Here is a 17,614-nt window from a genome sequence, read left to right on the forward strand (position 1 = left end):
CGGCAGGGCAGAGGGGGGTGCCTCGCGATTGCATCAAAACAGGCCCCACCTAACTCGCCTCCGGCAGCCAGATCGAGAACGTGGTGCCTTTTCCAGGTGCGCTTTCCAGTGAAATCTTGCCGCCCTGACGCGTGACGAGTGTCTGGCTGATCGACAGGCCAAGCCCGGTACCTTCGCGCCGCTTGGTCGTGAAGAACGGATCGAACACCTTCGCAATGATCTCCTCGCTCATGCCGACACCGGTATCTGCAATCTCGATCACCAGACCGGCGCGGCCATCCAGATCCTGATCGAAGTCGCGCAATGTCAGCGTGCCGCCATCCGGCATCGCGTGAATTGCATTGACGATCAGATTGACCAGCACCTGCTGCAATTCCGTGCGGTTCATCAGCACGAGGCGCGTCGCGCGGTCGTCGCGCACCAGTTCGATTTGCGCCCGGTTCATCAGATGCTGAACGAGCGGCAGGCAGTCCGAAATCACCTCCGGCGCGCTGTGGCGTTCGACATACCCGGCATATTCCTCCGGCTTCGCGAATTGCAGAAGCTTGGTGACGATCTGGCTGATGCGATGAATTTGCTCGTCGATCAGCCGGAATTCAGTGCGCGCGACTTCCGTTTGTTCGCCAAGCAGGCTGCGCACGACTTCCAGATTTCCCTGCATGACGGCGATCGGATTGTTCATTTCATGCGCGACACCAGCGGTGATTTCGCCGATTGCCGCCAGCTTTTCGGACATTATGAGCTGTTTTGTCGTCGCTTCGAGCTGATGGTTCGCCATTTGAAGTTCATGCGTTCGCTCCTCGACCCGTCGATTGAGTTCCTCGTTCCATTCGCGAAGTTCCCGGTCGCGCTGCTGCAACCGGTCGAGCAGCCCATCGAGGTGAAGCGCGACCCGGCCAACCTCGTCATGCGCCCGCGTGACCCCGGTTCGGGCGCCGAGATCGCCGCTTTCGACCTTGGTGATGGTGCCAGCCATGTTTTCAAGCGGCTTGAAAATGCCGCGCGCCCAGCGCAGGAAAATCGGCACGCTGATCGCAGTCACGACGAGAAACGCGAACGCAATTGTCAGCCACGTCTCGTATTTCGCCGTTTTGAACGGTGCTTCCAGAAAGCCGACATAGAGCATGCCAACGCGCTTGCCGAAACTGTCGGTAATTGGTTCGTAAGCGGAGACATACCAATCGTTGACGACGAAAGCGCGGTCGAGCCACACCTTACCCTCATCCAGAACCGCAGCGCGGACAGCGCCTGAAACCCGCGTGCCAAGCGCACGGCGTCCCTCGAACAAGCGCACATTCGTACTTATGCGAACATCGTCGAGGAACAGCGTCGCGGTGCCTTGGCTGCCTTCGGGAAGGCTCGCCTCGCGATAGACGAGATCGTTGATCGTATCGATGAAAACCAGATTCTGGTTGAGCAATATGCCGCCGACCAGCGCCGCCTTGCTACCATCGGCCAGTGTAACCGGACTTGCCGAATGCACGACCATGCCCCGCGTTTCAGTGTCCTGCGCGGTCGGCACGGCATTGGGCGTCGGCACGAGTTCAAGCCGTGCACGCTCTGCAAGCACAGGCGCAATTGCTTGCAGTTCGTCATTGGAAAAAAGATCCATCGCTGTCGATGATGTACCCGCCAATGCGCTGCCAATGACCGGCCAGTCGGTGCGGGTCTGGCCAGCGCGAAATGGCGCGGAGGCAGAAATCCTGCCCTGACGATCGACCATAAACAGGAAATCGAGGCCCAGATTCTGGCGGCTGCGCTCCAGATAATTGGCGAGCGCGGCAGGCGTACCCGCGCCCAAAGTATCGCGGAATTCCGAAGAAGCGCCAAGTGCAAACACATGCTCGCCGGATGCTTCGAGAAGCCGTGAAAGATACTGGTGTGCGATGGTCAGATCGCCGTTTACCTTCGAGATCAGAAGGGAATCGAACTTCGCGCTCCAGCGATACATGGTAACGCCGAGAAGCAGCGGCAGGATGACCAGCGTCGGCAACAGCGCGATGGCCAGAAGCCGCACACGAACGGACCAGCCGCGTTTCAAAACAGGCTGGTTCGCGCCCGCTTCAGACATTCCACAACGCGCATTTGCGGTCGATTGTCTTGCGCGAGACGCCCAGCCTGCGCGCCGCCTCGTCGCGGTTTCCCCCGGTTTGCTCCAGCGTACCCAGAATATGCCGGCGCTCGACCTCGTCGAGGCTTAATGCGGAAGTTGCAGACTCGACGCCCCGCTGATTCCCGAAATCGACCGGAAAACGCCCAAGAATAAGCGAGCGCTCGATGAGATTGCGCAATTCGCGCACGTTTCCAGGCCAATCGTAGCGTGAAAGTGCGGCGCGCGCCTGCGCATCGATCAGCACCGGCGGCATGCCCAATTGCTGCGATAGCTTGCGCATGAACAGCGTGGCCAGATCCTGCACGTCATTGTCGCGCTCACGCAGCGGCGGCAGATGAAGCTGCATGACATTGATACGATAGAACAAATCGGCGCGGAAATGCCCCTCCTCGACCTGCTTTTCGAGGTCGGCATTCGTCGCGAAAATCAGGCGCAGATCGACCGGAACCTCGCGTTCCGAACCGACCGGCCGCACACGCCGATCCTCGATCACCCGCAGCAATTTGCTTTGTGTGGCAGGCGGCAACTCGCCGATTTCATCAAGGAACAGCGTGCCGCCCTGTGCATGCATGAACAGGCCTTCGCGCGCCGCGCCAGCACCTGTGAAGGCGCCTTTCAGATGGCCGAAAAGCTCGCTTTCGATCATATCGGGCGGGATGGCGGCGCAATTGATCGGCACGAAGGGCTTGTCCGCACGATCCGAAAGCGAATGCAGCGAACGCGCCGCGACTTCCTTGCCGGTGCCGGATTGGCCGGTGATCAGAACGGAAGTCGGCAAAGGTGCGACCCGCGCAATCGTATCGCGCACCTGCCGGATGGCGGCGGATTCGCCGATCAGCTTGTCACGCAGCAATATGTGGTCGGACGTCGAGCGCAGCTCATAGCGCAGCACGTAATTTTCGCGCTGCAGTCTGATCCGGTCGAGACAGCGCGCGACCGCGTTGAGTATCTGGTTGGAACGGAACGGTTTCAGCACGAAATCCACCGCACCGGCGCGCAAGGCGCGGATCGCGGTTTCGAGATCGGCATAGGCGGTCATCAGGATCGCGTCCGCGAAGAAGCCGATAGCGCGCTGCTCGGTCAGCCAGTCGACGCCACTTTTGCCGGGCATGATGTTGTCGAGGATCACGACATCGAAATGATGCGCGTCGAGCTTGCGCGTCGCCTCTTCCGTGTCGGCAGCCTCTTCGAGCCGCTTGCAGCGCGGACCGAGCGTCTTGACCAGAAAGTTGCGCATGCCGGGTTCGTCATCGACAACGAGGATCGACGCCTGCGCCAGCCACGGCCCGAATTCCGGATCGCGCGGCACGTCGGCGGCTTTTCGCATCGCGTCGGCGGTCATGCAGACTCTACCCCATTGGAAATATTTGCAATTCCGTTCAATCAATACCGGACAATCCCGGATTCCCAAACAAGGTAGACGCGCATTCTGGACAAAATGTCCGACCGGCATAAGCGCATGGCAACACGTTATGTTTCATCACATGCATCGGGATGTTGCGCATCGCTGCGCTTAACGCACCTCACGCAAGAATTTCTATCGCTCTGCGCTTCCCTTGTTATATTCAAGCGGATATATCGCTATTGAAGGGTTTCGGCACGATTGCCGTTTGCAGAGGGAGTGACATCATGATTTCACGCAGAATTTTCGGATTGCGCATCGCCACAACCGCCGCCGGTCTGGCCGCCATGCTTATGGCTGGCGTCGCGACATCGCAGGCTCAGGAAAACGTCACGGTCTTCGCCGCAGCGAGCCTCAAAAACGCCTTGGACAACATCAACACCGCCTGGCAGGCCGATGCAGGCAAGCAGGCAACCGTTTCCTATGCGTCGAGCTCCGCGCTTGCCAAGCAGATCGAGGAAGGCGCCCCGGCAGACGTGTTCATCTCCGCCGATCTCGACTGGATGAAGTATCTGGCGGATAAGAACCTGATCAAAGCGGACACCGAATTGAAGCTGCTCGGAAACCGCATCGTGCTGGTCGCACCTGCGGATTCGAAAGACGAAATCACCATCGCACCGAACTTCGACCTCGCAGGGCTACTGGGCGACGGCAGGCTCGCAATGGGCGATGTGAAGGCGGTGCCGGCAGGCAAATACGGCAAGGCTTCGCTTGAAAAGCTCGGCGTATGGTCCTCCGTCGAAGGCAAGGTCGCACAGGCTGAAAATGTGCGTGCCGCCCTCAAGCTGGTTTCAACCGGCGAAGCGCCGCTCGGCATCGTCTACGAGACCGACGCGGTAGCAGAACCGGAAGTGAAAGTGGTCGGAATATTCCCCGAAGACTCGCACGATCCGATCATCTACCCTGTCGGCGTGACGGCGGATTCGAAGAACGAGGGTGCTGCGGATTTCGTGACCTACCTTCAGTCGGCCAAGGCCAAGGAACTCTTCGAAGCGCAGGGCTTCACCGTGCTCGCGCCAACCAAATAAGGTCGGTCTGAAGCATGCAGTGGTTGGACCTTAGTCCGGACGAGTGGACTGCGGTCCAACTCTCCATAAAAGTCTCCATCTGGGCGATGATCGCGAGCCTCCCGCCGGGCATCGCGATCGCGCTTCTTCTGGCGCGCGGGCGTTTTTGGGGGAAGTCGATCCTCAATGGCATCGTGCATCTTCCGCTCATCCTGCCGCCGGTGGTCACAGGCTATCTGCTGCTTTTGAGCTTCGGGCGGCGCGGGCCGATCGGCGCATTTCTGGCGGAAAATTTCGGCATCGTCTTTTCGTTTCGCTGGACGGGCGCTGCCCTTGCCTGCGGCATCATGGGCTTTCCGCTCATGGTGCGCGCAATCCGGCTTTCCATCGAGGCGGTCGATCGAAAACTGGAAGCGGCAGCCGGAACGCTGGGTGCAAATCCGGTCTGGGTTTTCGCGACGATCACCCTGCCCCTCATCCTGCCCGGCATCATCGCAGGCATGATCCTGTCCTTTGCAAAGGCGATGGGCGAGTTCGGCGCAACCATCACATTCGTTTCCAACATTCCCGGCGAGACGCAGACCTTGCCGTCCGCCATCTACACTTTCACGCAAGTACCCGGCGGCGATGCAGGCGCAATGCGCCTTACCCTCGTTTCCATCGCCATCGCCATGGCAGCACTCGTCGCCTCGGAAGTGCTGGCGCGTCGCGTCGGCAAGCGGATGGACGTCGAATGACCCTCGAAGTCGCAATCGATCACCTTCAGGGGAAATTCGCGCTGAACGCCGCCTTTCAAAGCAGCGGTCGGCTGACTGCCTTGTTCGGGCCTTCCGGCTCGGGAAAAACGACGCTCATCAATCTGATCGGCGGGTTGATGCGACCTGAAAAGGGCCGTATCGCCATTGATGGCCGCGTTCTGGTGGACACCAAGGCGAATGTGTTTCTACCCAAGCACAAGCGCCGCATCGGCTATGTCTTTCAGGATGCGCGGCTTTTCCCGCATATGACGGTTAGCCAGAATCTGCGCTACGGTCGCTGGTTCACTCCAACGGGCGAGCGCTACGCCTCTTTCGAACAGGTCATCGAACTGCTCGGCATCGGCCATCTTCTGGAGCGGCGTCCGAGCCATCTTTCGGGCGGCGAAAAGCAGCGTGTGGCAATCGGGCGGGCGCTGGTGGCAAGCCCCAAGCTCATCCTGATGGACGAACCGCTGGCCGCGCTCGACGATGCGCGCAAGGCCGAAATCATGCCCTATATCGAAAGGCTGCGCGACGAGACGCGCATTCCTGTCGTCTATGTCAGCCACTCGATGGCCGAAGTGTCTCGCCTCGCGACCGACATCGTTGTGCTGTCGGAAGGAAAATGTGTCGCCTCCGGTCCCGCTTCCGACATCGTTCAACGATTGGATTTGCTGCCGGAGGAGGAACGCGGCGAAGGCGGCTCCATTCTCGATATGAATGTCGCGGAGCGCGACGAGCATTTCGGCATGACCGTGCTGCGCTCGGCGGCAGGTGAAATCCGCGTTCCCGGCAGTGCGACGGCACTCGGTCGCACCGTCAGGGTGCGCGTCAGAGCGCGTGACGTGATGATCGCGACCGAGCGTCCGCATGGCCTCAGCGCCCTCAATATACTTTCAGGCACGATCAGCACTATCGGTTCGGGCGAAGGCGCACTGGCCGATGTCGGCATCGATTGCAACGGCCAGAAAATCGTCGCCCGCATCACGCGCCAATCGGTTCACGCGCTGGATCTTGCCGTCGGAAAACCGGTTTTCGCGGTTGTGAAAACCGTCAGCTTCGATGGAGCATCCGCAGCACTCGGCATGCAATATTGAACGAATGCCGGAACGAAGCTGCGAACTCCCCGTTCTTCGCTTGATAATAACGCGGAGAAAAAAATGCCCTCGGCAAACGAACAAAAAGTAATCGAAATCCTGAACGACGGCTCGCTGTCCGACGACGCCAAGGTGATGCAGCTTCGCGAACTGGAAGTAGAAGTGCGCGGCCTGCAGCGCGCGGCATCCGAAAGCCCTATGAATGCCGATGACGGCCTTGAGGCGGATCTGCGCGAGGTACGGCTGGCTCTCGAAAAGCTCGGTGCCGAAGACAGCCCGAAGGGTGCCGCAACGCTTTGAGCCTCCAAAGGCGAGGCGCGCCCTCGCCTATTTTTTCGAGCGGGTGAACTCGACTTTCGTCTTCGCAACCGGGAAACCGAATTTCGTGACCCAGGCGTTGTTGAGCACCGTGCCATCATCCTTGAGAACCATCGTGTCGTGAAAACGCACGAGGTTCTTTTTCTCTTCCGGGCTCAGATAAACGAGGTAGGTGAATTTCGCGGTGTCGCCTTTGACAGTCACCAGCGTCTCGCCGACCACGTCCTCGCGCGTCCCGCTATAGGTGTTTTCGGTCAGCTTCGTGAAGCGCCAGGTCTTCGTGTCGCGCTTGCCATCGGCATAGATGAAATCTTCCCGTAGCGTCAGGACCTTGCCGTTCCACTTACCGGTCAGATCCACGTCGAAGCTATTGTTGGCACCATTGATCGCGCTGAAGCTGCCAACCGCGCGTGACTTTCCCGCGAAATACTTTTCAAGCACGAAATCGCGCGCCATTGCCGGAGCCGCGACAATCAAGGCTGTAAGGGCGAGCCCTGCTGCTACTGCTGGAGAAAAACGCATGGCGGGCACCTCGGTTAACATGGCTATTATACGCAGCTGGGACCGAGCCGGATCATGCCATTTCTTTCCAAAGCAGGTGGAGTCGACCGTTTGTGCACGACGGTAACAATCCGCTTCGAAACGACTGAACCTAAACGGCCATGCTTCGTTTTCGAAATAAAGGAGCACTACCAATGAAACTGTATTTTATCCCGATAGCGTTGCCGCTTCTGACCGCCTGCGTTGTAACAGAGTCTACACCCACCACTGGCGATCGACCACAGGACGAGGTGCCCAAGCAGCACCGTTCACCCGGCGGGGACCGGATATACAGTTTTGAAAACGGATGTTTGGTGATCCTGGAGGCAAGGCGTGCAGTCGTGAAATCTGAAGCCCCGGCCTGTGAGCTTTATCAGCGCGACATCGCATTGCTTTACGCATCGGGTGATTAGACACGTATAGTGGTGATAGCTGTGGACCACGGGCCGGAGTCCGAAAGAAATCGCAGCAGCGATTGATAAATGGCTGAAAAGCCAATGGTGGGCCCGGAGGGACTCGAACCCCCAACCAAGCGGTTATGAGCCGCCGGCTCTAACCATTGAGCTACAGGCCCCACGCGGGCTGGATAGTGGCTTTTTTCGGCGGACACAAGGGTCTCCGGCAAAAGGAATTTGCCGCTGCCCAAATCCGCACATAATCCACGAATATCGCTCGACACGGTGAGGTTGTTTAATGACCTCGCCGGGTTCTTTCGGATGAAAAGCGACGAATCGTTGCAACCCTTCCGCGAAAGCCGTTATTTTAGAGAGGCGACAGCCGCACGGGCTGCAAGACGGAGAATTTCATGACCAAAGCCTATTTGCCGCTAGCGCTCGCCGCCGCGATGACACTTCCAACCGCTGCGGCCTTCGCAGACCAGAACCCGCCGCCGCGCATTATCGTAACCGGCGAAGGCGAAAAGTCGGTCGAGCCCGATCTGGCGCTGCTTTCGCTGAGCGTCATGCGCGAGGCCAAGACCGCCCGCGAGGCGCTGACCGCCAACAACGACGCGATGGCGGCCGTGATTTCTGCAATGAAGGCGTCGAACATCGAAGATCGCGACTTGCAGACGTCGAGCATCCAGATCACGCCGCGCTACAACTACACCAACAAGCCCGATGGCACGCAGGATGCCGAACTCGTCGCCTATCAGGCAACGAACACGCTGTCGGTACGCGTGCGCGACATCGCCAAAACCGGTGAAATTCTGGACAAGTCGGTTTCGCTCGGCGTCAATCAGGGCGGCGGCGTATCCTTCGCCAATGACGACCCCTCGGCAGCGATGACCGAGGCACGCAAGCTCGCCGTTCAGGATGCGATTGCAAAGGCCAAGACGTTGGCCGAGGCTGCAGGCGTTGAACTTGGCAAGGTTCTGGAAATTTCCGACCAGGCATTCTCGTCGCCGCCCATGCCGATGATGCAGAAGGCGCGTGCTTTCGAGGCTGCGGATGCAGTGCCGATCCAGGCTGGCGAAAACTCTTACAAGGTGCAGGTCAACGTCACTTTCGAGCTGAAATAAGATACCAGCTCAAGCATGAAAAAAGCCCCGGAAGTCACCTTCCGGGGCTTTTTCTTTTCAGTTGGAATTAGCGGCCGCCGATGATCGGGCAGCCCGGCGCACGGGCATAGACGATGGTCATGCGCTCACCCCATTTGCGGCCGGTAACGCGAATGGAGTTGCGGTTCATGCCGGCGACACGCGCGCGGCGCAGACCCATGCGCTCGGCCTTGTTGACGGCGCGTTCTGCAGAGCAGCCGCGCGGACGATCCCAGCCGCGGCCAGGGCGCTGACGATGATGGCGATAGCCGTCACGGTGATCGACGAATTCGACACCTGCGCCCGACCGGTTTCCGAGATTGAAATAGACGCCTTCAGCACTTGCAGTGGCGGGCATTGCTGCCAGTGCGCCCAGACCGATGAGCGCTGAAAAGGCAACGGCTTTGAGAGATTTGAACATGAACATGTCTCCTTGTTGACATCGATCCTTCGTCGCCGAAGTGATGTGCAGACAATGCAGCAAGCTCGCTGAACGGATTACGAACCCGCCATTCATATTCAGTTCATTCGAAATTCGGCCAATTCATGTCGCCCGCAAGTCCTATGGCTCGTCAGCGAGCATATGGTCGAAATATTCGTCAGGCTCGGCAAGATCATCCTCATGCGCGGTGATGCGTCCGCGCATGGAAATGCCCGCCTCATGCACCGTCTCCGGGCTGCCTGAAACCAGCGGATGCCACCAGTAAAGGTCGTGGCCCTCCGAAATCAGCCTGTAGGCGCAGGTGTTTGGCAGCCAGCTTATCGTGTGAACGTTTTCCGGCGTCAGACCGACACAATCGGAAACGCGCGCAAGCCTGTTTTCATAATCGCTGCAACGGCAGGTATCGCCATCGAACAGGCGGCAGCCGACGCTCGTCCAGTAAATATCGCCGGTATCTTCGTCTTCCAGCTTGGAAAGGCAGCATTTGCCGCAGCCGTCGCACAGCGATTCCCATTCGACAGGGGTCATCGCTTCGAGCTTCGTGGTCTTCCAGAACGGCATTTCCATCGCCCGCATGTGGCCCGCTATGTGCCTGTCGTCAAGCATTTTGGCCCATTCAGGCTGCGTTCAGCCGCCTGTGACCTAAAGTAGCCGGAGGATTGCCACATGGCGGCCCTAATACAGGCCGCGCCGGAACAAATTCGTGACTAGTCTATTTTTGAAGCCAAGGGACACAGACAGGAGACGACCGTATGAAACGCCAAACCAGTATTCTGGCAGGGACGGCACTTGGCCTGCTGATGGCATCCGCGCCACTCGGCGCCAATGCTCAGCCCTTCGGCATCGACATGGCTGTGCAAGCGCGCGGCGTACCGGCAAACAATGAAGCGCGTCCGCTGATCCTCGCACAGGCGGAGGGAGAACAGACGGAAGAAGAACTGCGCAGGCAGCAGGAACAGCAGGCACCGGCGGAAGAAGCGCCTCCCGCGGCCGAAGAACCTGCACCGCAGCCGCAACCCGAACCACAGCCCGAGCCTGAACCGGAAGCCGCCCCCGCGCCTGAGGTCGAAGAACCTGCCCAGGCCCCGGAACCGCAGGTTGAAGAACCCGCTCCGCAGCCCGACCCGGCACCAGAGCCCGCTCCCGACGTTGAACAGCCGGCGCCCGAGCCACAGGCAGAACAGCCAGCACCTGAGCCTGCTCCAGAACCGGAAACTGCCCCGCCGCCCGTCGATACACCGGCGGCCCCGGAACCTGAGCAGCCTGCGCAGGAAGCTCCCGAGCCAGAGGCTCCAGCGGAAGAGCCTGCTCCCGCACCGGCTGAAGAACCCGCACCTGTACCTGAAGCCCCGGCTCCCGCTCCAGAGCAGCCAGCAGGAGAAGCCCCTGCCGCGCCTTCGCAGGAAGAACCGGCAGCACCAGAGGCGGAACAGCCCGCTCCTGCCGATCCCTCGGCACCGGCGGCACCATCCGGCGAAGCGCCCGCGCCTCAACCCGGTGAGCCTGCAGCACCCGATGCTCCTGCACCGGCAGATGGTGCAGCACAGCAACCTGCAGAACAGGCTCCGCCGGTGAACGATGGCAGTGCTGCGCCCATTTTCGACAGCCAGAAAAGCGAGCCGCAGCCAGCACCGGCCGCACCCGCACCGGCTGACGGAAGCCAGCCGCAACAGCCGGCACAGCAAGCACCCGCTGCAGAACCGGTTGCACCGCCAGCAGATGACGGCTCCGCGCAGATCGATCTCGTGCGGCCAGCCGAAATCCAGCGCGTGCTTTCGGAAGAAGGTGTGCGGGTTGAGCGCGCGCCCGATGCGCCGTTCCGCCGCGAGCGGCCACGCAATGCTGAAGTCGTCCGCGAAGTCGGCGACCGTACGATCATCCAGATCAACAATCAGGTCATCGTGCAGAGCAACGAGCGTCCCCGTATGACACGCGGCGCACGCGACGTCTATTACGAAGACCTTCCGCGCGGCCGCACACGCGAGACGATCGAACGAGAGGACGGCACGCGTGTCGTCACCATTCGCGATGAATATGGCGATGTGATCCGTCGTTCGCGCATCATGCCGGACGATCAGGAATATGTGCTCTTCTACGTGGACGAGGACAATTACGACCGTGGCCGTGACTGGCGCGATCCGGGCCTCGACCTGCCGCCGCTTCGTGTCGACATCTCGGCCGAGGACTACATTCTCGACGCCGAGCGCGTGGACGACCCGGAAATGTACTACACCTTCCTCGACCAGCCCCCGGTCGAGCGCGTCCAGCGCCTCTACTCGGTCGATGAGGTCAAGCGTTCGGCCCGTGTTCGCGACATGACCCGCCGCGTCGATCTCGACACGCTGACCTTCGAATTTGGTTCGGCGTCGATTGCCGAAAGCGAAATCCAGAGGCTGGAAGGCGTGGCGAATGCGATGGAGAAGATGATGCAGAAGAACCCTGCGGAAACCTTCCTCATCGAAGGTCACACCGATGCGGTCGGTTCCGATGTCGCCAATCTGGCGCTCTCGGACAGGCGCGCCGAAGCGGTGGCAGATGCGCTGACCAACGTGTTCGGCATCCCGCCGGAAAACCTCGCAACGCAGGGCTATGGCGAAACCTACCTGAAAATCAGGACGCAATCGCCGGAGCGTGAAAACCGTCGCGTCGCAATCCGGCGCATCACCCCGCTGGTGGCTCCGATCGCCAGCGCCAAGTAAACGGTCGAAATTCAGGCTGGCCACATTTCGTGGCCGGCCTGAGAGACGGTTTGATAATTCGCCCTGCCGCGGCAGATGGCCGGCAGGGCGAATTTGCAAGCAGTCTCGGAAACCTTTTTGCGTTCAAGACGTTATTGGAGCGATGTGAATCACTTTGAGAGATTGTTTGGACGTTCACAGTTTCGCGATCACGCCCATCGGCTGTTGAATCGAGACGATGAAACCACCACCTTGGTATCGAATTCAGTTCCCTGCCCCATCCCGAATATCGGGATTGAAGGCAAAATGACCCGGTCCACCTCCAGTGGCCGGGTCTTTTTTATGGGCGCCGTGGACTACAAAAACCCCACAACCTTCGTATCGCTCGCCTCGAACGCCGCATCCGGTACAAAGAAGTCCGCGGCCAGCGGCCCGGAGACATCCGGCGAATATTGCTTGAAATCGGTAACGCCTGCCTCGCGCAGCACCTGCTCGTCGATGAAGAAATTGCCCGTCGTCTCCCGCGAAGGCCGCGTGAGTATCTCATAGGCCGCATCCGCCATGATCGTCGGCAGGCGCGTCATGGCAGCCACCGTATCCCCGCCCAGAACATTGCGCACGGCGGCGGTATCTATCGCCGTCAACGGCCACAGCGAGTTCACCGCCACGCCCTCCTTGGCAAACTCCGCACTCATGCCCAGCGTGCACATCGACATGCCGAACTTCGCCATCGTGTAGGCCACATGGCCCTTGAACCATTTGGCCTCCATGTCGAGCGGCGGCGCCAGATTCAAAATGTGAGGGTTTTGCGCCAACAGCAGATGCGGAATACATAATTTCGAGATCAGGAACGTCCCACGCGTATTGACCTGATGCATCAGATCGTAGCGTTTCATATCCGTTTCGAGCGTGTCGGTGAGCTGGATCGCGCTGGCATTGTTGATGCAGATATCGATCCCGCCAAACGTCTCGACAGTCTTGTCGACGGCAGCACGTGACTGTTCCTCGTCACGAATATCGCAGAGAACGGCCAGCGCCTTTCCGCCTGCCTTTTCGATTTCAGCCGCAGCCGTATAGATCGTGCCCGGAAGTTTAGGATGGGGCTCAGCGGTCTTGGCAGCGATGGTCACATTCGCGCCGTCGCGGGCTGCCCGCAATGCAATCGCCAGACCGATGCCGCGTGAACCGCCGGAAATGAAAAGCGTTTTCCCTTTAAGTGACATTCTGCCCTCCTCTTTTACGGAGAGGCTACATTGGTTTTTTCAGAAAGCCACCGCAAGCGGTACGGCAACAACCAGAAAAACCACTGCAGACCATGACGGCCATTTGAGCCAAACCAGCATGGCAAAGGCGATGAGTGCCAGCACGAAGTCGAGCGGCGTCAGAACTGCACTCGTCCAGACCGGATCGTAGAAAGCTGCGGCCAGCAGCCCGACGACGGCAGCATTCGCGCCGCGCATTGCCGCCTGCGCATTTGCACGGCTACGCAACGCGCTCCAGAAGGGCAATACGCCATAGGCAAGCAAAAAGCCGGGGAGGAATATCGCAAAGACCGCAATAACCGCCCCTGCCAAGCCATTCGGCCAGGGCGCAGACAATGCGCCCATATAGGCCGCTATGCTGAACAGTGGGCCAGGCACGGCCTGCGCAACGCCATATCCGGCGAGAAACGCCTCCTGCGAAACCCAACCCGGCGAGACGACGCTCGCTTCCAGCAAAGGCAGCACGACATGGCCGCCGCCAAAGACAAGCGCACCGGACCGGTAGAACGCATCGAACATCGCAAAAGCATGAAAGCCGGTAGCGGCGAGCAACGGCCCCGCAACGAAAATAGCCGCGAACAGCGAAAGGGCCGTCACGCCTGCCCTTCGCGAAACCGAAAACATCAAGCCGCCCGGCTTCGGTTCAACGCCTTTCCGGCAAAGCACCACGCCTGCAAGAGCGCCAAGCGCAATGGCCGACAATTGTCCAATGGCCGCGCCAGCAAGCAGCACGATCGCCAGTGCCACAATGGCAATTGCAATGCGGGTCGCATCCGGCGTCAGTGTTCTGGCCATGCCCCATATCGCCTGCGCAACCACTGCAACGGCCACGAGTTTGAGACCGTGTAGAACACCTTCCGCAATCGGCCCATCGAAACTCGCCGCGCCATAGGCGAAAGCCAACAGCAGCAGCACGGAGGGCAGCGTAAACGCGATCCAGGCAGCAATGCCGCCGGCGAGGCCACCGGTACGCCCCACCCCGATCAGGAAGCCGACCTGGCTGGAAGCCGGACCGGGAAGAAACTGGCAGAGCGAAACGAGATCGGCATAAGCATCCTCGTCCAGCCATTTCCTGCGCAGAACGAAGGCATCGCGAAAATAGCCGATATGGGCGAGCGGCCCGCCGAACGAGGTCAGGCCCAGTTTGAAAAACGCCGCAAAGACCTCCGGGACAGATCCCGTAGCGGCTTCACTTGGCTCTGGGGTCGGCTGTGTGTTCAGGCTGGCGCTCGCAGATCGTTAAGCTGATCGCCATTCCGCGAAAGCCCCTCTGCGTCAAGCCTTAACCGGCTTTTGCGACAGTCTTGCGAAATCTGGAGCGCTTCGTTTCAAATAGAAACGTAGGCGGGACAGCACCCCCCTCTGCCCTGCCGGGCATCTCCCCCTCAAGGGTGGAGATTATCTTGTCATGAACGCGCGGCACCAATCGCTAACGTTGCAGAATAAAAGCCGAGCGCTGTGTCAGCCAATCTCCACCCTTGAGGGGGAGATGCCCGGCAGGGCAGAGGGGGGTGCATCGCGATTCCATCAAAACAGGCCACTCTAATAAACCGCATCAACCCGCGAGCGGCGCACATCCACGCCACCGGTTCCAGCCGTCACGCTTCCCGAACGACCGCTGGTACTGGTGGTGGTCGCGTCGCTTCGAACCCCGACCACAGTGCCTGAAACGCCAGCCGCGCAACCGGCCATCGGCAATGTTGCGGCGGAAAGTGCGATCGCGGTGATAATTCCTCGTGCCTGCATCTTTGCATCCTCGATTTTCGAAATCATGTGCTGCCACAGATTCATGGCAGCACATCGACAATCAGGGAAACGCCTGCGAATTGAATGCGTTCGGCGCGGCATTTGAATCAGATCATCACTTCAGGACAGATATTGCGCCTGAAACTCCGCACTCGGCGGTATCGGCTTGATCACATCGATCAGAACGCCATTCGGATCGGCGGTGATGAAATGGCGCTGGCCGAACGCCTCGTCGCGCAGTGGCAGCAGGATCGGCAATCCGGCAGCGCTTACCCTCTCATAGATGACATCAGTGTCGGCGACCTCGAAGTTGATGATGAAGCCGGATGCCGTCTTGCCTCGCGCTACTTCCGGGATCGTCTCATGATCGAATTGCACGATGCCGAGATTGACGCGCTTGTCCTCGCTCGACTGCAGATGAAAATACCAGTCGCTTTCAAACAGCGCCTTGAAGCGGAAATGCCGGATGTAGAAATCTGCCGTTTCCGAAACCTTGTCGGTCTGGATCACCGGATAGTAGCTGGTCGTTTTCATGACTTCCCTTCCTTCCCAAATAAACATACAGTCTGCATGTATATTGAATTAACATACAGGCTGCATGTATGCAAATGGAAAATACGCGTCGCTCCAATCGCGAACGCACTGAAACCACCCGCGCCGATCTTCTTGCGGCGGCACGGCGGCTTTTCACGGAAAAATCCTATGCGGAAACCGGCACGCCGGAGATCGTCGCCGCCGCAGGCGTGACACGCGGAGCGCTCTATCACCACTTCCCCGACAAGCAGGCGTTGTTCAAAACCGTCGTTGAGCAGGAAGCGAAAGCCGTTGCGGAAGAAATCGAGCAATCCAGCCCGGAAACTCTATCGGCTCGCGAAGCTCTGTTGCAGGGCAGCGAGGCATTTCTGAAGGCAATGCGCCAGCCCGGCCGTATCAGGCTGCTTTTGCTGGATGGGCCTGCGGTGCTGGGCCGTGCGGCCATGGATGAGATCGATGCACGTCACGGCGCACGCACCCTGCGTGCCGGTCTGGCAATCGCCATGCGCGAAGGCGCGATGAAGAAGCTCCCGCTAGATGCGCTGACCGCCCTCCTGTCATCGGCTTTCGACCGGGCAGCGCTTGCAATCGATGCTGGCGCATCGACCAACGAGCATATGGAAGTGCTGACTGGTATCATCGACGGGCTGATGACAAATCAACCTGCGGCTTCATAAAACGTTTGAATATGCGAAGCTGGTCTGTGTTATGGCAGACTTTACACTGCCCGGAGTAGAGAATGGCACGCGAAGCGCTGAATACCCCTGCCGAAATCCCTCAGGAGCTCGATCGATGGAATTGGGGAGCATTCTTCCTCAACTGGATCTGGGGCATCGGCAACAGCACATTCATCGCGCTTCTGGCGTTCATTCCGATCGTCAACATCATCGTCATGATCGTGCTCGGCCTGCGCGGCAGCCGCTGGGCTTGGCAAAACCGCTACTGGCGTGACGCGGAGCATTTTCGCAAAACCCAGCGCAGATGGGCCATTGCCGGTCTGATTGTATGGATAGTGGTCATCGGCGGCGCAGTCGCTACGATCATCAGCGTACCCTTTGCGATGAAAAGCAGCGAAGCCTATCAGATCAGCATGGAAACCCTGCGCGCCAACCCGGAAGTGCAGAACGCGCTCGGCGACAACATTGACAGCTCATTCTGGGTCAGCGGAAAGGTCGAGGTTCAGGCGGGCGGTACGGGTCAGGCACAACTCGGCATTCCGCTGAAAGGCGACAAGGGTGAAGGCAACGCCATCGCCGTCGCCATTCGTACCGGCGGAAATTGGGATATGCGCGTCCTTATCGTAAGGGTGGACGGCTCAGACGCACCCATCGTGCTGATAAACAAGGACAATCTGCCCGTGCCCAACAGCGCGATCGGGATTTAGTTTTTACTGAAACAGGCGGTCGCCCTGCTCGTTTACGAGCTGCTTGCCCTTGTTGAGCGAGACTTCGATTGCATCGTCCAGGCCGGCAAACCGGTCTGCGCGGATGAATTTGTGTTCCTTTACAACGCCGTCTATTTCTTTTGACACGACACCGCAGGTCTGGAACTGGCCGCCTTCGTTGAAGGGCGTCGCCTTGATCTGAAATCCGTTATGCTCGATTTCCTTGCCCGCCGGTGCCTCGGCCTTCGGCGCGTCGCCGCCACCGAACAATCGTTTCAGAAATGACATGAAGGCCTCCAACTGTACTGACTCTGGGCGTATTTTCTCGCAAACTTAAACGAATAAGTTCGAAAAATCAGGCCGGTTTTCGCGATTTTTTTGGGATTATGCCCCAAGATGCAGCACGATTTCGCGCCTGTGCGGGCGGTCGCGATGCTCGAAAAGATAAATTCCCTGCCAGGTACCCAGCGCCAAATGTCCATCAATGACCGGAATGGAGATGGAAACGGCAGTCAATGCGGACTTGATATGCGCTGGCATATCGTCCGCGCCTTCCATCCGGTGAACCAGATAATCCATCGAAGGATCATCGGCTGATGGCACCAGTCTGCGGAAAAACGCGTCCAGATCGCGCCGCACATCCGGGTCCGCATTTTCCTGAATGAGCAGCGAACAGGAGGTGTGCCGCACGAACACCGTCAGTAAACCGGTATCGATGCCCGCATCCGAAACGAAAGACGACGCCCGGTCGGTGAACTCATAGAGCCCCTGACCGGACGTCGTGATCGTAAATCTATCCGTATGATGAGCCATACGG

General features: G+C 59.3%; 20 protein-coding genes and 1 tRNA gene. 9 read left to right on the forward strand and 12 right to left on the reverse strand.

Going from position 1 to position 17,614, the window contains the following annotated elements:
- Positions 1-49: 49 nt before the first annotated feature.
- Together ABFT80_RS21805 and ABFT80_RS21810 are read right to left on the reverse strand one after the other, a co-directional pair.
- A complete protein-coding gene (locus ABFT80_RS21805) occupies positions 50-2,071 on the reverse strand; it encodes a sensor histidine kinase (protein WP_347974070.1) in 2,022 nt (673 codons plus the stop codon).
- Entirely contained in the window at positions 2,064-3,455 is a 1,392-nt protein-coding gene (locus ABFT80_RS21810; protein WP_347974071.1) for a sigma-54-dependent transcriptional regulator, read from the reverse strand. The genes ABFT80_RS21805 and ABFT80_RS21810 overlap by 8 nt, the downstream gene beginning before the upstream one ends.
- Before the next feature lie 287 nt (positions 3,456-3,742).
- On the opposite strand from ABFT80_RS21810, the gene modA reads away from it, so the two are divergent.
- The 4 genes from modA to ABFT80_RS21830 all read left to right on the forward strand — a co-directional run bounded on the left by modA (position 3,743) and on the right by ABFT80_RS21830 (position 6,656).
- Complete coding sequence (modA, locus tag ABFT80_RS21815) at positions 3,743-4,543, forward strand: molybdate ABC transporter substrate-binding protein (protein WP_347974072.1); 801 nt, start codon at positions 3,743-3,745, stop codon at positions 4,541-4,543.
- A gap of 14 nt (positions 4,544-4,557) precedes the next feature.
- A complete protein-coding gene (gene modB, locus ABFT80_RS21820) occupies positions 4,558-5,259 on the forward strand; it encodes a molybdate ABC transporter permease subunit (protein ID WP_347974073.1) in 702 nt (233 codons plus the stop codon).
- Positions 5,256-6,356, forward strand: a complete 1,101-nt coding sequence (modC, locus tag ABFT80_RS21825) for a molybdenum ABC transporter ATP-binding protein (protein WP_347974074.1) — start codon at positions 5,256-5,258, stop codon at positions 6,354-6,356. Before modB ends, modC begins: the two co-directional genes overlap by 4 nt.
- 63 nt (positions 6,357-6,419) lie before the next feature.
- Positions 6,420-6,656 carry a hypothetical protein gene (locus tag ABFT80_RS21830; RefSeq protein WP_347974075.1) on the forward strand — a complete coding sequence of 79 codons (237 nt, stop codon included), beginning with the start codon at positions 6,420-6,422 and terminating at the stop codon, positions 6,654-6,656.
- 27 nt (positions 6,657-6,683) lie between these two features.
- On the opposite strand, the gene ABFT80_RS21835 is transcribed toward ABFT80_RS21830, so the two are convergent.
- The gene (locus ABFT80_RS21835; RefSeq protein ID WP_347974076.1) at positions 6,684-7,196 is read right to left on the reverse strand and encodes a DUF3833 family protein; all 513 of its coding nucleotides are present in this window, start codon (positions 7,194-7,196) and stop codon (positions 6,684-6,686) included.
- 173 nt (positions 7,197-7,369) lie between these two features.
- On the opposite strand from ABFT80_RS21835, the gene ABFT80_RS21840 reads away from it, so the two are divergent.
- Positions 7,370-7,627: a hypothetical protein gene (locus ABFT80_RS21840; RefSeq protein ID WP_347974077.1), complete on the forward strand. Its 258-nt coding sequence runs from the start codon at positions 7,370-7,372 to the stop codon at positions 7,625-7,627.
- Between the two features lie 85 nt (positions 7,628-7,712).
- On the opposite strand, the gene ABFT80_RS21845 is transcribed toward ABFT80_RS21840, so the two are convergent.
- Positions 7,713-7,788, reverse strand: a tRNA-Ile gene (locus tag ABFT80_RS21845).
- Positions 7,789-8,019: 231 nt separating this feature from the next.
- Between ABFT80_RS21845 and ABFT80_RS21850 the strand changes: the two genes are divergently transcribed.
- Positions 8,020-8,733 carry an SIMPL domain-containing protein gene (locus ABFT80_RS21850; RefSeq protein ID WP_347974078.1) on the forward strand — a complete coding sequence of 238 codons (714 nt, stop codon included), beginning with the start codon at positions 8,020-8,022 and terminating at the stop codon, positions 8,731-8,733.
- A gap of 67 nt (positions 8,734-8,800) precedes the next feature.
- On the opposite strand, the gene ABFT80_RS21855 is transcribed toward ABFT80_RS21850, so the two are convergent.
- Together ABFT80_RS21855 and ABFT80_RS21860 are read right to left on the reverse strand one after the other, a co-directional pair.
- Complete coding sequence (locus ABFT80_RS21855) at positions 8,801-9,172, reverse strand: hypothetical protein (RefSeq protein ID WP_347974079.1); 372 nt, start codon at positions 9,170-9,172, stop codon at positions 8,801-8,803.
- 141 nt (positions 9,173-9,313) lie between these two features.
- Entirely contained in the window at positions 9,314-9,760 is a 447-nt protein-coding gene (locus ABFT80_RS21860) for a YcgN family cysteine cluster protein (protein WP_347974268.1), read from the reverse strand.
- 185 nt (positions 9,761-9,945) lie between these two features.
- On the opposite strand from ABFT80_RS21860, the gene ABFT80_RS21865 reads away from it, so the two are divergent.
- A complete protein-coding gene (locus ABFT80_RS21865) occupies positions 9,946-11,892 on the forward strand; it encodes an OmpA family protein (RefSeq protein ID WP_347974080.1) in 1,947 nt (648 codons plus the stop codon).
- Between the two features lie 335 nt (positions 11,893-12,227).
- Here the strand turns inward: ABFT80_RS21865 and ABFT80_RS21870 are convergent, their stop codons facing one another.
- The 4 genes from ABFT80_RS21870 to ABFT80_RS21885 all read right to left on the reverse strand — a co-directional run bounded on the left by ABFT80_RS21870 (position 12,228) and on the right by ABFT80_RS21885 (position 15,413).
- Complete coding sequence (locus tag ABFT80_RS21870) at positions 12,228-13,094, reverse strand: SDR family oxidoreductase (RefSeq protein WP_347974081.1); 867 nt, start codon at positions 13,092-13,094, stop codon at positions 12,228-12,230.
- A 39-nt stretch (positions 13,095-13,133) separates the two neighbouring features.
- Complete coding sequence (chrA, locus tag ABFT80_RS21875; RefSeq protein WP_347974269.1) at positions 13,134-14,354, reverse strand: chromate efflux transporter; 1,221 nt, start codon at positions 14,352-14,354, stop codon at positions 13,134-13,136.
- 321 nt (positions 14,355-14,675) lie between these two features.
- On the reverse strand, positions 14,676-14,924 hold the full coding sequence (locus tag ABFT80_RS21880) for a hypothetical protein (protein WP_347974082.1): 249 nt from the start codon (positions 14,922-14,924) through the stop codon (positions 14,676-14,678).
- Between the two features lie 75 nt (positions 14,925-14,999).
- Positions 15,000-15,413 (reverse strand): VOC family protein, encoded by a 414-nt coding sequence (locus ABFT80_RS21885; RefSeq protein WP_347974083.1) that lies wholly within the window; start codon positions 15,411-15,413, stop codon positions 15,000-15,002.
- 68 nt (positions 15,414-15,481) lie between these two features.
- Here ABFT80_RS21885 and ABFT80_RS21890 point away from each other — a divergent pair, with 68 nt between their 5' ends.
- Positions 15,482-16,090: a TetR/AcrR family transcriptional regulator gene (locus ABFT80_RS21890; protein WP_347974084.1), complete on the forward strand. Its 609-nt coding sequence runs from the start codon at positions 15,482-15,484 to the stop codon at positions 16,088-16,090.
- 62 nt (positions 16,091-16,152) lie between these two features.
- Positions 16,153-16,797 (forward strand): cytochrome c oxidase assembly factor Coa1 family protein, encoded by a 645-nt coding sequence (locus ABFT80_RS21895; RefSeq protein WP_347974085.1) that lies wholly within the window; start codon positions 16,153-16,155, stop codon positions 16,795-16,797.
- Positions 16,798-16,800: 3 nt separating this feature from the next.
- Here ABFT80_RS21895 and ABFT80_RS21900 read toward each other — a convergent pair whose 3' ends face one another.
- Positions 16,801-17,085, reverse strand: coding sequence for an HlyU family transcriptional regulator (locus ABFT80_RS21900; RefSeq protein WP_347974086.1), 285 nt, complete (start codon positions 17,083-17,085; stop codon positions 16,801-16,803).
- A 96-nt stretch (positions 17,086-17,181) separates the two neighbouring features.
- Positions 17,182-17,610 carry a secondary thiamine-phosphate synthase enzyme YjbQ gene (locus ABFT80_RS21905; protein WP_347974087.1) on the reverse strand — a complete coding sequence of 143 codons (429 nt, stop codon included), beginning with the start codon at positions 17,608-17,610 and terminating at the stop codon, positions 17,182-17,184.
- Positions 17,611-17,614 lie beyond the last annotated feature (4 nt).

The sequence above is a fragment of the Foliimonas ilicis genome (assembly GCF_039939195.1).
GTDB lineage: Bacteria > Pseudomonadota > Alphaproteobacteria > Rhizobiales > Rhizobiaceae > Foliimonas > Foliimonas ilicis.